The 15,204-nt window shown below is 48.7% G+C and carries 14 protein-coding genes; 9 read left to right on the top strand and 5 right to left on the bottom strand.

Features of this window, described 5'->3' with window-relative positions; genetic code table 11:
• Positions 1–12 precede the first annotated feature (12 nt).
• Positions 13–1,479: a glycosyltransferase gene (locus S7335_RS07525; RefSeq protein WP_006455929.1), complete on the top strand. Its 1,467-nt coding sequence runs from the start codon at positions 13–15 to the stop codon at positions 1,477–1,479.
• A 305-nt stretch (positions 1,480–1,784) separates the two neighbouring features.
• On the opposite strand, the gene psb29 is transcribed toward S7335_RS07525, so the two are convergent.
• A complete protein-coding gene (psb29, locus tag S7335_RS07520) occupies positions 1,785–2,537 on the bottom strand; it encodes a photosystem II biogenesis protein Psp29 (RefSeq protein WP_006456152.1) in 753 nt (250 codons plus the stop codon).
• A gap of 82 nt (positions 2,538–2,619) precedes the next feature.
• Here psb29 and S7335_RS07515 point away from each other — a divergent pair, with 82 nt between their 5' ends.
• Positions 2,620–3,252 (top strand): chromophore lyase CpcT/CpeT, encoded by a 633-nt coding sequence (locus S7335_RS07515; protein ID WP_006453522.1) that lies wholly within the window; start codon positions 2,620–2,622, stop codon positions 3,250–3,252.
• Positions 3,253–3,341: 89 nt separating this feature from the next.
• Here S7335_RS07515 and S7335_RS07510 read toward each other — a convergent pair whose 3' ends face one another.
• Complete coding sequence (locus S7335_RS07510) at positions 3,342–3,701, bottom strand: STAS domain-containing protein (RefSeq protein ID WP_006455865.1); 360 nt, start codon at positions 3,699–3,701, stop codon at positions 3,342–3,344.
• Between the two features lie 92 nt (positions 3,702–3,793).
• Positions 3,794–4,849, bottom strand: coding sequence for an oxygen-dependent coproporphyrinogen oxidase (gene hemF, locus S7335_RS07505; RefSeq protein WP_006453760.1), 1,056 nt, complete (start codon positions 4,847–4,849; stop codon positions 3,794–3,796).
• A gap of 204 nt (positions 4,850–5,053) precedes the next feature.
• Here hemF and S7335_RS07500 point away from each other — a divergent pair, with 204 nt between their 5' ends.
• The 4 genes from S7335_RS07500 (at position 5,054) to S7335_RS07485 (ending at position 9,167) form a co-directional block, all read left to right on the top strand.
• Complete coding sequence (locus tag S7335_RS07500; RefSeq protein ID WP_006454679.1) at positions 5,054–5,509, top strand: SRPBCC family protein; 456 nt, start codon at positions 5,054–5,056, stop codon at positions 5,507–5,509.
• A 156-nt stretch (positions 5,510–5,665) separates the two neighbouring features.
• Complete coding sequence (locus tag S7335_RS07495; protein ID WP_006455273.1) at positions 5,666–6,736, top strand: Mrp/NBP35 family ATP-binding protein; 1,071 nt, start codon at positions 5,666–5,668, stop codon at positions 6,734–6,736.
• A 108-nt stretch (positions 6,737–6,844) separates the two neighbouring features.
• Positions 6,845–8,140, top strand: a complete 1,296-nt coding sequence (rodA, locus tag S7335_RS07490; RefSeq protein WP_006453666.1) for a rod shape-determining protein RodA — start codon at positions 6,845–6,847, stop codon at positions 8,138–8,140.
• Positions 8,141–8,222: 82 nt separating this feature from the next.
• A complete protein-coding gene (locus S7335_RS07485) occupies positions 8,223–9,167 on the top strand; it encodes a HEAT repeat domain-containing protein (RefSeq protein ID WP_006455861.1) in 945 nt (314 codons plus the stop codon).
• A gap of 159 nt (positions 9,168–9,326) precedes the next feature.
• Here the strand turns inward: S7335_RS07485 and S7335_RS07480 are convergent, their stop codons facing one another.
• Complete coding sequence (locus S7335_RS07480) at positions 9,327–10,205, bottom strand: IS982 family transposase (RefSeq protein WP_006454164.1); 879 nt, start codon at positions 10,203–10,205, stop codon at positions 9,327–9,329.
• Between the two features lie 326 nt (positions 10,206–10,531).
• Between S7335_RS07480 and S7335_RS07475 the strand changes: the two genes are divergently transcribed.
• The 3 genes from S7335_RS07475 to S7335_RS07465 all read left to right on the top strand — a co-directional run bounded on the left by S7335_RS07475 (position 10,532) and on the right by S7335_RS07465 (position 14,106).
• Positions 10,532–12,166: an ABC transporter substrate-binding protein gene (locus tag S7335_RS07475; protein ID WP_006454786.1), complete on the top strand. Its 1,635-nt coding sequence runs from the start codon at positions 10,532–10,534 to the stop codon at positions 12,164–12,166.
• Positions 12,167–12,331: 165 nt separating this feature from the next.
• Positions 12,332–13,216 carry an ABC transporter permease gene (locus S7335_RS07470; RefSeq protein WP_227499961.1) on the top strand — a complete coding sequence of 295 codons (885 nt, stop codon included), beginning with the start codon at positions 12,332–12,334 and terminating at the stop codon, positions 13,214–13,216.
• 68 nt (positions 13,217–13,284) lie between these two features.
• Positions 13,285–14,106: an ABC transporter ATP-binding protein gene (locus S7335_RS07465; protein WP_006453618.1), complete on the top strand. Its 822-nt coding sequence runs from the start codon at positions 13,285–13,287 to the stop codon at positions 14,104–14,106.
• Positions 14,107–14,114: 8 nt separating this feature from the next.
• Here the strand turns inward: S7335_RS07465 and S7335_RS07460 are convergent, their stop codons facing one another.
• On the bottom strand, positions 14,115–15,140 hold the full coding sequence (locus S7335_RS07460; RefSeq protein WP_006453658.1) for a YeiH family protein: 1,026 nt from the start codon (positions 15,138–15,140) through the stop codon (positions 14,115–14,117).
• Between the last annotated feature and the right edge of the window lie 64 nt (positions 15,141–15,204).

The raw sequence follows: 15,204 nt of genomic DNA, 5'->3' as shown, positions 1-15,204 counted from the left end.
AAGCAGCTAATCTTGGACCATTTCGACCAAGTTGCCCCAGCGCTAGATCACTGGCACGCCGTCAATCGTTATTACTATCAAGATTTGGTCCGGCTACATCGATTCTTGATTCCAGCAGGCGCTCGGGTATTGGCCATAGGCTGTGGGACAGGAGATTTGCTAGCAGCGATTGAACCTGGTGTAGGTGTTGGAATTGATATCTCGCCGACGACGATCAACATAGCGCAGCGAAATCATCCCAGCCTGCGATTCTACTGTGCGGATGCGGAAACGCTCAGCCCTGAGAAGATCGGCTATGCGCTAGATAGTCCTATTAAAGGCTTTATCAATCAGCCTCAGACGTTTGACTACATTATCTGTGCTAACTCAGCTAGCTACTTCAGCGATGTTCAGACAGCCTTCAGCCGGCTAAAGCCCTTTTGCAATGCTCAGACTCGGCTGATTGTCACCTTTCACAACTATCTATGGGAGCCAATTCTAAAGCTGGGTGAGGCGATTGGTCAGCGCTGCCCACAGCCGCCCCAAAACTGGCTGTCGATGGACGATGTGGTCAATCTGCTGGCGATTACGGGCTACATTCCGCTGAAGCGGGGACGGCGGTTTTTGATGCCTAGAAATGTGCCAGGCTTATCTTATTTGATCAATCGATACGTTGCGCCACTACCCGTGGTGAAGCATCTTTGCCTGACGAACTTTGTGGTGGCTCGGCCCGATTTTCGCGGTATCCCTGCGGCGGAACTGCGTAGTAAAAACAAGACGCCAACTTGTTCTGTGGTGATTCCAGCAAGAAATGAGGCGGGCAATATCGAAAGCGCGATCGCCCGTATGCCTCAGCTCGGCTCTCAAACTGAAATTATCTTTGTAGAAGGCCACTCTACCGACGAAACCTGGAAAGCAATTAGAAGCATAGAGCGCAATTACCATGGACCCTTCACTATCAAAACCTTTCAGCAAACCGGAAAGGGTAAGGCAGATGCGGTGAGACTGGGTTTTGCGAAAGCGACCGGGGATGTGCTGATGATTTTAGATGCAGACCTGACCGTACCCCCAGAAGATCTGCCGCACTTTTTTGAGGCGATCGCCTCCGGCCAGGGTGAATTCATCAACGGCTCGCGCCTGCTTTATCCTCGCAGCAAAAAAGCCATGCCTTGGCTAAATACATTAGCGAACAAGACTTTTGCCCTAATGTTCTCCTTTCTCTTAGAGCAATCGCTTAAAGACACCCTTTGCGGCACGAAAGTACTTTGGCGAAAAGACTACGAACGCCTCGCCGCCGGACGCAGCTACTTTGGCGACTTCGACCCCTTTGGCGACTTCGACTTACTCTTCGGCGCTGCCAAGCTAAATCTACATTTAGTCGAAGTCCCTATTCGCTATCAGCCTCGTACCTATGGCAGCTCAAATATTGCCCATGTCAAAGAAGGCTTAGTGTTGCTGCGAATGTGCGCCTATGCTTCACGTAAGCTGAAGTTCATTTGAATACTGACAAATACTGAGCTTTTGGTGCATCGTTGTAGCTGACTGCGCCAGGCATGCTAGCCATCTCATGTGTTCTTTGTTTGATTTGCCTAGCGTTTCTCTAATGCATACTTATTCTGATGCATGCTTATAAAGAAGGCTCGCCGACGAGGAGTGCGAGTCACTTAGCCTGGTGTTTTATAAAGCGGTTAGTCGGAAAACTGTACCCCAACCAAGTGACGAACATAGATAGGAATCTGATAGATTTCTAATCAAAAGAATAGGCTCTACAAAACAGTCAACATCCCAAAGTATTAGTCCGTTTGCTATTCGCTATCACTAGTAGGAGAAGCATCAGCAATCTCAGTCTTCTCACCTGCAGCTTTTGCTTCAGCCCGCTTTTTCTTCTCTTCTTCGCGCTTAGCTTTCTTTTTCTTCTCCGCTTCGATCATGTCTTTCATGACTTCTTGCGCTTGAGCCATTTTCTCTAGATTGCCGCGATAGAGATCGATATCTTTCTTCAGCAGATCTTCGTTGAGACCGATTGTGGAAGCGATTTCTGCCATCAACGCGTCGCGTTTGTCTTTGTCATTGAGCATGTCAGCATCAATTGACTCAATGACGTTATATAGACCAATAGCGAACAAGCGGCTGTATTTGAACTTTGGGTTGCTGATTGCCTTGTGAAGGTTTGCCTTTAGCGTGTCGCTGCCGCTTTCCGTTTTAGCTTCGTCTAGGATTGATTTAAAAGCGTCAATTGAAGGAAGAGACTTAGCAACGCCTAGCAGTTCTTCGGCGTCGCGTCGGTATTGGTCTGGGTCAGCTTCATTTGCTTGAAGGATCGCTCTGTAGATATTGTCGCGATCGCCTGCTGGCTCGTAGCCTTGCATGAATCGGTCATAAGTGCTGACTACGCCAAGCGCATAGATCGAATCGTAATTAAAATCGGCATTGACCAGCAGCAGATGAGCTTCTACCATCAGCTCTTCGACCACACGGCGATAGATCGCATTGATAGGACGGGTGTGCTGGCTATAGAAAGCTCGCTTTGTGTCTGAAACCGTGCGGACGTTGTTCACAAGTAAACTACTCAAATACTCTTTGTAAACTTAATTGTTACGCTTTGTAGTCCCTTTGCCAAGCAGTTCGCTGCGTTTTTCTATGCCTTCTTCACCTCTAATTACCCTAGCGAGCTATCTAGCTGGCGAATTTGAAAACCAGCGTCAGGCAGCCGCTGAGCCTGCTTGGTATGTTCACTTACGTCTATGGCAAAGACCGATTCAGGCGCTGTCTTCTGAGCAAAAGTTCACGTTCTTATTAGAGCAGCAGAACGTAATTTCGGGCCAACCACCCTATCGGCAGCGAATCTTACAGATTACGGATTCGGCGGAAGTAAATCAGCTCGAAGGCCAGTACTTTGCCCTCAAAGATCCTTCGAGGTACAAAGGCGCAGGGCAAGACCCTAAGATTTTGAAGGGCATTTCGCAAAAAGACTTAGTGACGTTGCCCAACAGCGGCGCGGTGATTTGCTATCAAGCACTCAGTAATGGAGGTAGGGAGGGTTATCAGTTTGAATCGGCCTTAAGAGACAATCAGCTTTGCTCTTTTAGCTATGGCGGTCAAACTAAGTATGTCTACCTCGGATTCGATGTTATTCCTCAAGACAATACTATCTTGCTCAAAGTTTATGACAAGGGAATAGATCCCGATACTGGTCGAGGTCTATGGGGAGCTTTAATGGGCCCCTTTCAGCTGACTAAACAGGCTAGCTTTGACCTGTGGCTCTATAGATAGAAGGAGGATCAGGAGCTAGTAAGGAGAGTCAGGAATGTAGAAAACTCCTACCTAAGTTTTTCGTCTTCAGCTTCTCGTCTTCACAGCTATTACCCTACTGAAACCTTAAAAGGGACAGCAAGCGCTTCTGCTTCGGTGTCATAGATTTCAAAAACAGTGTCCATCATAGTGACTTCAAAAACGAGTCTAGCTTCGGTATGGACGTTGCAAAGGCGAAAGCTACCGCCAACATTATCACTGTCTCTCATGCCCGCGACCAAAGAGGTTAGCCCTGAACTATCAATGAATGTAATCTTAGCAAGGTCGACCAGAACGTTAGGGGTGTCTTGGGTAATTGCCTCTTGCAGCTTCAGCCGAAATTGCCAAGCTGTCGTGATGTCTAACCTTCCTTCAGGAGAAAAAACGATGACGGATTCTCCAGCCGGGGTTTTGATCTCTTTGTGCTTCATGTGTGTTGCCAATCCTTGTTGAAGTCCTAGGGTCGTTCTTTGATAGCACCTTTTGTTTGGTCCTGTGGTTCTAGGATACCCAGGTAATAAAATCAGGCGTTCATTTCTGCCCAATTGTGGGGTTTTAAGAATATATCGTATAGCTCAGATTCTGGGGTACCTGGTTCTGGCATGTAGGAATATTCCCAACGAACCAAGGGCGGCAATGACATCAAGATAGATTCAGTGCGACCATTGGTCTGGAGGCCAAAGAGAGTCCCTCTATCATAGACAAGGTTGAATTCGACGTAGCGGCCTCGGCGATAGAGTTGAAAGTTGCGTTCGCGATCGCCATAGGCCGTGTCTGCTCTTTTTTCGACAATCGGTACATAGGCGGGCAAGAACGCATCACCGCAGCCCATAGCAAATTGAAAGAGCTCCTCCCAAGAGCGCTTCGGGGCACTGCCTGTCTTTTGACTGTAGAGCGCAGCGGGTCCGTCTTGGTTGTGACCGCGATACAGTTCGCCTCGCTGTCCGTTTTGATAGTCAAAGAAAATGCCGCCCACACCTCTAGGTTCGTTCCGGTGCTTAAGGTAAAAGTATTCGTCACACCAACGCTTGAAAGTAGGATAGTACTGGGGGTTGTGTTGATCGCACGCAGCTTTTAGCGTCTTATGAAAATGCACAACGTCTTCTTGGTTAGCATAATAAGGGGTTAGGTCAATGCCACCCCCAAACCACCAAACAGGACCCGCCTCAAAGTAGCGATAGTTGAGATGGACAGTAGGAACGTATGGATTACGAGGATGCAGCACCATCGAGGTGCCCGTCGCATAGAATTGATGGCCTTCCGCTTCGGGGCGCTTGACCAAGATTGCTGGTGGTAGGCTGTCTCCCCATACCTCTGAAAAGCCCACACCGCCTTGCTCAAAAACATTGCCGGCTTTCATGACCCGCGATCGGCCGCCGCCGCCTTCAGGGCGATCCCAAGCATCTTCTTGGAACTTACCACCGCCATCGAGCGCTTCCAACTTTTGGCAGATGCGATCTTGAAGACCTTTGAGCGCTGTGCTTACGCGATCGCGAGACCCGTCTGGTGGCAGAATAGGCGCTGACGCCTCTGGTGAAGGGGAAGATGGACGAGCAGCTTTAGCAGAAGAAAGAGTCATGGTGCCTAATCTAAGAGGGCCTAAAATAACTGAAGCGACAAAATATCTGTCCTTTAGTCAAACACGATCCTAGGAACTTTATTGCACCTTTGAAACAGAGCGTGACAATCTGTGACAAATTGTCTGCAAATCGCTAGCCTCTCCTAACAGTTCGGATCGCTCTACTAGACTGAAGTTTACGGCTTTTGATGACTTGTATCCTCTATGGAACGTGATTACATAGCGACTAGCACAGCGCCAGCCGAAATTCTTTGGCAGATCGTCAATAACCTTGCCGATATGGATTTGTGGCATCCGCTGATCACGCGCACGAACGCACCGAGAGGGCAGCGGGCCACGCCAGGTCTGATCTATCGGGCATTCAACCGCTATCTATTGCTATCTACTAAGGTGTTTGTAGAGCGCGTCTTACCAGGTGAGCTGATTAGCGTTCGCGTTTTTTCGCTACCGGGTTTGCAAGAGCGCGCTACTTATCGTATCGTCTCTACCCTCTGTGGTACCTGCGTCTTGTACTCAGTTACGCTCAGTGGCTGGCTATCGCCTCTCGTATGGCCATTTTTGCGGCCTCACCTGAACCGAGTAGCCTCAGCGCTGGTGCAAGCAGCAGAGCATGCCGTCCGCCATCCCGATCAAAAACAAGCTAGAGCAGACATCTTCTGAAGACCTACCGTCTAGAAGCCTATCTTCAGTATTGAAATCTATCATCGCTAAAACCTGCTTTGCGTAATCCTTAGAGCGATAGTATTTACATAGGCAGCCGATACAGCAAATCTCAAAAGCATACAGAACTCTCCACGCGAGAGCCCTTTACACTCCATGATCACTACGCTTGATATAGACTCGATTTTGACGGTGCTCAAACCCGTCCAAGACCCCGAATTACAAAAGAGCTTAGTCGAGCTCAATATGATTCGCAATGTGGAAGTGGATGGTGGCAAGGTAAGCTTCACCCTAGTCCTGACAACGCCTGCCTGTCCGCTGCGCGAGTTCATTGTTGAGGACTGCGAAAAGGCGGTGCGTACCTTGCCTGGCGTAGAAAGTGTAGAAGTAGACGTAACTGCTGAGACTCCACAGCAAAAGGGACTGCCTGATCGCACTGGGATCGATGGCGTTAAAAATATTCTGGCAGTGACTAGCGGCAAAGGCGGCGTCGGGAAAAGTACTGTTGCGGTTAACTTAGCAGTCGCCTTAGCTAAAACCGGCGCAGCAGTGGGTCTAATCGATGCAGATATCTATGGCCCTAACGCACCGACTATGATGGGTCTTGGCGAGAGCAACGTCATCGTGCGTGAAGATAAGGGCGAGCAGGTTTTAGAACCTGCCTTCAACCACGGTGTGAAGATGGTATCGATGGGCTTTTTGATTGATCGCGATCAGCCAGTCGTGTGGCGCGGGCCGATGCTTAATGGGGTGATTCGCCAGTTTTTATACCAAGTGCAGTGGGGCGATTTGGACTATTTAGTAGTAGATATGCCTCCAGGTACGGGCGATGCACAACTGACACTAGCGCAAGCGGTTCCTATGGCCGGAGCGGTAATTGTGACGACGCCTCAAGACGTAGCGCTCTCAGATGCTAGGCGCGGGCTGAAAATGTTTGAGCAGCTAAAGGTGCCGATCTTGGGTCTAGTGGAAAATATGAGTTATTTCGTGCCGCCTGATATGCCAGAAAAGCAGTACGCCATTTTTGGAGAAGGTGGCGGCGAAAAGGCAGCAGCAGAGCTAGGCGTAGAATTATTAGGAAAGGTGCCGCTAGAGATGCCCGTAAGAGAAGGCGGCGATCGCGGTCTACCTATTATCTTATCCGATCCTGAGTCTGCTTCTGCGCAGTCACTGATGGACATTGCCAAGCAAACCGCTGCTAAAATTTCTGTGGCTGCGCTAACTTAGGGTTGACTTTTTCTTGAGTGATTTTCTCTAGCTAGTCTGGCCATCTCAAAGTTAGAGTCCGCCTTTGTCTTTGCATAATCTTTGTCTTTGCATAATCTCTGATGCATTATGAGCTCCTATTCGTCTTACTTTGCGACTCGGCAGCGGCGCTGGAAAAGACTGCTCCAGGGATGGCAAGGAATGGATTGGTTCTTATTCTTGCTGCCCGTGGGCGTCACTATCTTTGCCAGCATTCTAATTAGCAGCACTCAAAAGTACACAGGTGAAACTGGATATGCAGACAACCATCTGAGACTAGGTGCAGTCGGTGCGGTGCTAGCGCTTTTGATTGCTCGTAGTCGATACGAAGTGCTGCTGCAATGGCGATGGGTGATCTGTGCAGGGACCATTGCTTCGCTGCTTGCGGTAATGGCAATCGGAACCGAAGGCTTAGGCGCGCAGCGTTGGATTTCAATTCTTGGCTTTAACGTACAGCCCTCGGAGTTTGCCAAGCTAGGGGCCATTATCACGCTGGCGGCGACGCTAAAAGATCGAGACGCGCCAACGCCGCTTGGCATTATCAGAGCGCTGGGAATCACAGCAGTCCCTTGGGCCTTGGTGTTTTTGCAGCCAGACTTAGGGACATCACTAGTCTTTGGGGCAATTACCGCAGGCATGCTGTATTGGAGCGGGACGAATCCGGGCTGGCTGATCCTGATGGTTTCACCACTGGTTTCAGCAATTGTCTTTCATGTGTCGTTTCCAGGCTGGATTGTATGGGTGTTGCTGATGGGGGTGGTGGCATACCGCTCTTTGCCTTGGTCACCCTATAGTGCGCTGGCGGCGATCACCCTCAATGTGATGTCGGGCAAGCTGGGTGAGGTGATGTGGGGCTTTTTGAAAGACTATCAGAAAGACCGCCTGATTTTGTTTTTAGATCCCCAAAAGGATCCGCTTGGAGGCGGCTATCACCTAATTCAGTCACGGATTGCAATTGGGGCTGGAGAAGTGTGGGGCCGGGGGTTGTTTCAAGGCACACAAACGCAGCTCAGCTTTATTCCAGAGCAGCACACCGACTTTATTTTTTCGGCAGTAGGCGAAGAGCTAGGATTTGTGGGTGGGATGGTTTTGCTTTTTGCTTTCTGGCTGATCTGTTTGCGGCTAGTGATGATTGCTCACGGCGCCAAAGACAACTTCGGCTCATTGTTAGCCATTGGTGTACTGTCGATGATTGTCTTTCAGGCGATGATCAACATCAGTATGACGATTGGTCTAGCACCAATTACGGGCATCCCGCTGCCCTGGATGAGCTATGGACGCTCAGCACTGCTGACAAATTTTATTGCCATTGGGCTAGTGGAATCGGTAGCGACGAACTCTCGCTCTAAACCAAAATTTGGAGCCGCTAAGGGTTCAAGAGAGTGAAGCGGGTCAGTTGGTTTTTACCTGATGTCGCTAAGCTAGGTCTAATATCTGATAAGAATTGTTTTCCTTTGATAGATGTGCCATGGAGTTAGCAACATACGAGCCCCCGGTTTCAGCTTTACTCACTTATGGAAGTTGCCTAGATGTCGATAAAAAGGTGAGTGATCCAGAGCGCGATCGCCTTGTCGAGCAAATACTGTCGGCTGGACCTGAGAACATAGATAGATCGTTAATCTCTCAACTAAAGCCTTCTTATAAGTTCGAGAGCTGGCCAGACTATATAGAAGAACTAGGCATTACCTCTGAGCACATCCCGGCGCTAATCCGGATGGCAACCGATGCAGATCTCAATCAGGCAGACGTTGAGTCTTTAGAGGTGTGGGCTCCGGTGCATGCTTGGCGATGTTTAGGCTTGTTGAAGGCCCAAGAAGCGATTGAACCGCTATTAGGTCTATTTACGGGAGAGGAGTACGCTGATTGGACTAGAGAAGAAATTCCTTGGGTGCTGGGGATGATTGGGGAGCAGGCGATCGCGCCAACATCTCTTTTCCTAGCCAGCCGCAAACAGGATATGTGGGATCGCATAGCAGCGGTTTCTGCCTTTGAGCATATAGCGGTTTTGCATCCAGAGCTAAAAGAAACCTGTATTAGAAAGCTGGCTTCGCAGCTAGCAGATTGCAAGTACAACTCCGAAGAGCTTAATGCATTTCTCGTCAGTACACTCGTCGAATTAGAAGCCGTTTCTAAGACAGATCTGATCGAAAGAGTGTATGCCAGCAATGCAATTGATGAGACCATCTGCGGTACTTGGCCAAGCGTGCAAGTAGATTTGGGACTGGCCAAAGAAGAAGACTTTGACCCATCTGAGCTAAAACCGGAGTTCGAATGGGTTCCACGTGACCCGGCAATCAGAAGAGAGACCATCCCTACTGGGTTGGATCTGCCCACAAAGCATCCCAAGAAGCCAGCTTCTCGCGTTTTAGGTTTTGGGAAAGCTAAAAAAGCACCTAAGAAGAAAAAGAAATAACCGTCCTGAGACTTGAATACGTTAGTGCCTACGTCTGCGCTCAGTCCATAGTTTTTGCCTTATACATCAAATATTTGCTTTCTACACGATTCCCTGGCTAAGACATTTTATTATTTTCTCTTTCAAAAGCTGACTGTGTAACCAAGACGTCAGTTCGGTTTAAGCAGCAGGGGGAAGTTCCCACTCCATATGGAGAGAAGGCTTCTTCGGTTGGTGGCAATAAGCAATCAGTCCACAGAGGATGTTGACCCAGCAGTTGACCGGACTACGGTGACGAGAATGCTCTATCTGCGAAATGTTCTTCAGTTGGTCGATAATCGTTTCGATGATGGAACGTTTGCGCGAGAGTAGCTTGTCAGTAAGCCGCACTAGCTGGTTCTTCATATTGCGCCGAGGCTTAGCAAAGAACTCGATGTTGAACACCTCGAGTAGTTGCTTAGCCAGCTGCTTCGATACATAGCCTTTGTCTGCGAAGACTTTTCCCCATAGTCCAGTGAGTAAGTCAAAGGCGGGCTCACGGTCGTCCGTATTGCCCGGGGTCAGGGTGAGGTTGAGCAGTTCACCGCACTCGTTCACCACCAGATGTAGTTTGAAGCCATAGAACCAGCCGACAGAGGTTTTGCCCCTAGCCGCCGTATCTTTGCAGACCTTATGCTGCCAGATCCGACGGTTGTGGCAGACCGATAGACTGGTCGCATCGATAAAACTAATGCCTGTACAACGGCCGAAGCAGCGCTTTAGATAACAGCACAGCGGGAACAAACAAGAGGGCGTCCATTCGACAAAGCGGTTATAGCTGACTAGCGTTGGAAACGCTTGCTTCCAGTACTGGCATACATGATGAACGTAGTAGTGTTTGAAGGTGCGGTAGTGGCTTTGGTGAAAGCCGATGAGTATCGTCATGATTTCGCTCAAGCTCAGCGAACGAGCGCGTTGTCGCGTCTTCAGATGGTGGCTTAGCAGCTGACGCTGCCAGAGGGGTTCAAACACTTGGCAAAAGTCATCGACGTGGCAGAACAGTTCTTCTAAGCTGAACATAGTGGAGGATAGGGCTGATGGGTTTTACAACTTCAGCTTACCTATCCTCCTTTCTTCAAGCTTTCCTTATCCCGAACTGACGTTAACCAAGGATACTTTCACGACTCCGTCGGTCTCTAGAGACTATCTAAGTGGCTTAACTATGTGGACTCTCAACTATGTAGACTATGTAGACTAAGTAGACATCTATCGATAAAAGATATCTATCGATGTAATCCAAACTACTATTGCTCGAAGAGCTGCCTAAAGCCTGTCTGTATATCTACTTACAGATGACAATATCTCCCACCGATTAAATAAGGCCAATCAACAGGAGATGTGTACCAATGAAATCTCAGTATATTTGGTCTAAAAGATTCTGGCCCAAAAGATTTTCTTTCAACTGTGCTCTAGCGCTTTCGGCAACTTTTTTCATCACTGCTTGTTCAGCAACTTCTAACACAGCTCAATCAAGCGAATCTGGAACCGATACAGCCAGTGAAGCTTCTTATGACGGTGAGACTATCCGCATCTCTATTGGCACGCAAGATCAGGTGATTAATACTGCTGTTGGGGGCGCTACCGTTCGCGAGCTAGAACTTTTAGAGAAGCACCTGCCGACTACTGGCAAGTACGAAGGCGTTGAATACGAAATTGAGTGGTCTAGCTATACGTCTGGTCCGCCTATTACCAACAAGATGCTAGCCGATCAAATTGATATTGGCCTGATGGGAGATTTTCCAGCGGTGATTAATCTAATCAAGTTTCAAGAAGAACTTGAGGAGGTTGATTCTACCTTTATTGGCACCCTAGCCTATAGTCCTAATGGTGCTGGCAACGCGGTGGTTGTCCCAAAAGATAGCGAGGTGACCTCTTTAGCCGAACTCAAAGGAGGATCGGTCTCAGTACCCTTTGGTTCAGCGGCGCACGGTATGGTGCTCAAGGCATTAGATGATGCAGGCCTCAATCCAGAAGAAGATGTTGAACTGATCAGTCAAGCGCCCGAAGTGGGCGGGACTAGCTTGCGTACAGGCCAAATTGACGCTCACGCTGACTTTGTTCCTTTTGGGGAGCTGTTTCCTTATCGTGGATTTGCTAAGAAGATTTTCGACGGTGCTCAAACTGGGGTGCCAACGCTACATGGAATTGTCGTACGTTCTGATTTCTCTCAAGAGCATCCTGAAATTGTCGAAGCGTATCTTCAGGCGATGCTAGAAGCGAACCAAATGTTTCGCGATAATCCTGAAGAGATATCGGCCCAAATAGAAGAGTGGTCTGGCATTGAAAAGGAAGTAGTCTATATGTTCTTAGGCCCTTCTGGACTACAGCCAATCAATCCCAGCATTGGCGAGGTGCAGCTAGAGGCATTAAAGAACAGCATTGCCACCTTAGTTAGCCTAGGTAAAATTGAAACTCCTGTCGATCCTGAAGATGTGACTAACTGGGTAGACGAAAGCTTCTTGCAGCGAGCCATGGAAAACCTCGGGTTGGACTATGACGAGGTGATTGAGGCTGGCGAAAGCTATGTCATTACCGGAGAGGATGCCTTGACTGGAGAAGCCATTGAAGCCCCTAAGATGGCCGCCCAGCTATGGATTCAAGCAGAGCCGACAGTAACTAGCTTTGCTTCTATTCCGAATATGATCAAACGGCTCAATGAGATCCAGGCAGAAGGAAAAGCTGCTGACGTCATTTTTGTGCATGATCGCAATCAGGGGTGGAAGCTTTTTGCTGAAAACTCTCACTATGTGACTCAAGGCGATGAAGTCTCTGCCTTTCTGCTCAAAGAGGATGCTGAAGCGTATGCAGCTGAGTCAGGTGGGCAGGTAGCCTCCTTTAAAGACCTCTTGCGAACCTACGCTAGTGGTCCGCAGCCTATTCAAGTCAGTCGGTTGACACCGGCTCGTGTACGTCGGTTGATTCAGACTCAGCTACCGACTTTTGCACAGCCCAAGCGTTCAACTCAGCAGCTCACTGGATAAATACAAATAATCCGTCAGTATCTATTTAGCGGCATTTACCAGGTATCCTCTTGGTCCTATGGGCTAAGAGGATATGGGATAGCAACCGTAGAAACTAACTAGCTGTCGCTAAATACGTACGGAAGCTATCGTCAATTAGCAACCGTTTTCTTCTAGTCTTAACCTTTGCCAAACTGCTCTAAACAGCATGACATCATGGCCAATACGCTGCCTCAGATTCGCGATCGCACTAAGCCAAAGCCCTTAAAGCGATATCAGTCATTGCAGACGACTTTGCGCGCTAATCGTTCATTCATGCGCCTGCTGTCACTGATGCTCTTTTTTGGCATTTGGCAGTTCCTGTGTGTGGTTGGCTTTAAGTTCTTTATAAACTTTCAGCTAGTCCCTTCACCCTGGGAAGTACTGGGTGCCACGATTGAGTTCTTTTCAAGTGAGCCCGGTGTTCATCTTCGCTCTAGTATTGTACGAGTACTGCTTGGCTTTGCGATCGCCTCTGCATTAGGCACTGTCGTTGGCATGCTGATCGGTTGGTTTCAAGTAATTGAAGATCTGCTGATGCCGCCGCTAGAGCTGCTTAGACCCATTCCCGCAGTTGCTTGGATCCCACTGGCAATTTTAATATTTCCAACGGCTGAAACGGGGATGATTTATATCACATTTGTAGGTGCTTTTTTCCCAGTTTTGATTAGCACAATCAGAGCAGTGGAAAACATTTTGCACGATGTCGTACTCATTCGTGTGGGTCAATGCTTAGGCGCTAGTCGATGGCATATTTTCAAGGATATTGTTATCCCTGGATCCCTACCGGGAATTGCGAGCGGATTGACCATCGGGATGGGAAACGCCTGGTTTTGTTTAGTCACTGCTGAAATCCTAGCGGGTCGTTACGGCGTTGGATATATCACCTGGGAGTCTTATGTTACCTCCAACTATCCACCGATTGTGATGGGCATGTTGCTAATTGGTCTGATGGGCGCACTTAGCTCCTGGGCCGTTGGCAGAGGAATGAGCGCGCTGATGCCTTGGCGGGTGATTAGGAAACAGAATTAACAAATCCCAGGTCGACACCGGCCCCAACAGTCATAAAGAGCAAGCTAAAAAAGATAGGGAAAAAGTCAATGCGGCAGACGTTAGCACCTAGTACAACCCAAACGCAGACTAAGGGGTTGGTGAATATAGAAGGCGTCTCGATGGCCTTTAGCCGGCAGGGAGTATCGACTCAGGTATTAGAGGCTATCAACTGTAGGATCAATCCAGGAGAGTTAGTGTGTTTGCTAGGACCCTCAGGCTGTGGGAAATCAACTTTGCTCAATATCGTTGCCGGATTCGTTCAGCCAAGCGCCGGTTATGTCATGGTTGATCAGCGGCAGGTAACAAAGCCGGGAGCCGACCGGGGGTTTGTTTTTCAGCAGTATTCTCTGCTGCCCTGGAAAACAACCTTTCAAAATGTGGAATTAGGGCTCAAGATCAAAGGCGTGCCAAAAGGAGAACGGCAGGATACCGTTGGAGAATACTTGAATCTAGCAGGGTTAGCAAAGTATCGCGATGCTTATCCAGCGCAGCTATCGGGCGGCATGCAACAGCGAGCAAGTATTGTTAGGGCGCTGGTGAATTCTCCTTCGGTACTGCTGATGGACGAGCCCTTTGCGGCGCTAGATGCTCAGACCCGGCACATGATGCAAGAGCTGCTGCTCAACATTTGGGAGACGCTAAAGACAACAGTTATCTTTGTAACTCACGATATTGAAGAGGCTGTTTTTTTAGGCGATCGCATCCTGGTTATGGGCGTGCAGCCAGGTCGTATCAAAGCCGAATTAGAGGTTGCTCTGACCAGACCTCGCCATGTCGATGACATGCTAACGCCAGAATTTACGCAGCTCAACAGGCAGGTATTTAATTTAATTCGAGAAGAAACGATGAAAAGTATGGAAAGGCAGTGAGAACGCGATCAGCCGGGAAAAAAGATTTTGATTAAGCCTAAACTCAATCCTGATAAAAATAGCCAGGAAAGCGCTGCTAGATAAAAGGGTTTGAAACCTGTTTGTTTAAGCTTAGTTAGATCAGTTTCTAGTCCCATCGCGGTTAGAGAAATCGCTAGGAGAACTTGATTGAGCTGAAGAACAATTGCTTTGAAGTCCTCAGAAAATAGAGAGAGGCTATTGAGCATAACCAGTAGAACAAACAACAATACGAACCAGGGAATAGGCAGCTTCGACATGCGCCTTGTGTTTCCTTGTGAAGCGGCCGAAAAGCTGCCGAGTATGACCATGACAGGCAGCAAAAACAATACGCGAGAAAGCTTAGAGATTGTGGCAAATTCACCACTCACCGGGCTATTTTGAAAGGCGGCAGCAACAACTTGTGCCACCTCGTGGATAGATGTTCCACACCACAGCCCAAACGCCTCAGGCGAAAGCTGAAGCGGGGTGGCTAAAAGCGGATATAGCAGCATAGCGGCAGTACCCAAGGCCGTAACCAGCGTGACGGCATACACCATATCTTCATCAGATCCTTCGATGACCGCATTGGTAGCAACGACTGCTGAAGCGCCACAAATAGACGTTCCTGCTGCTATCAGCCACACTAGTCGCTGGTTGATATGCAGCGATCGCCCCAGCCAGATCGTAAAGCTAAAAGTGCTAAGTAGCGTTATTGAGACAAGCACCAAGCCGGTAATCCCGACCGTTTGCAGTTCGGCTAAGCTAAGGCGCAGGCCCATTAGCACAATAGCCAGCTTGAGAATACGCTTGAGACAAAAACGAGTCCCAGCGTGAAAGATAGGAGAAACGCCGATTGAGTTGCGTAAGAGAATGCCGAGGGCGATCGCCACAATCAAAGGACTCAACAGGCTAAGGAAAGAAACCTGGTATAGCTGTAGGGCTAAGGTTGCCAACCCTAGATTTAGAAGAATGCCGAACGAAAGATCAAATCTACGGTACCAGCGCAGTGGATAGCTCACATCAACCCTATGCATTAGAGGATGCTTCACTTTATCGACAGGTCTTCGGCCTTAGCAAATCAAATATCTTGGCGATTGA

Origin of the sequence: Synechococcus sp. PCC 7335, from assembly GCF_000155595.1 — a bacterium.
Taxonomy (GTDB): Bacteria; Cyanobacteriota; Cyanobacteriia; order Phormidesmidales; family Phormidesmidaceae; genus Phormidesmis.
This window is presented reverse-complemented; position numbering and strand designations above follow the sequence as displayed.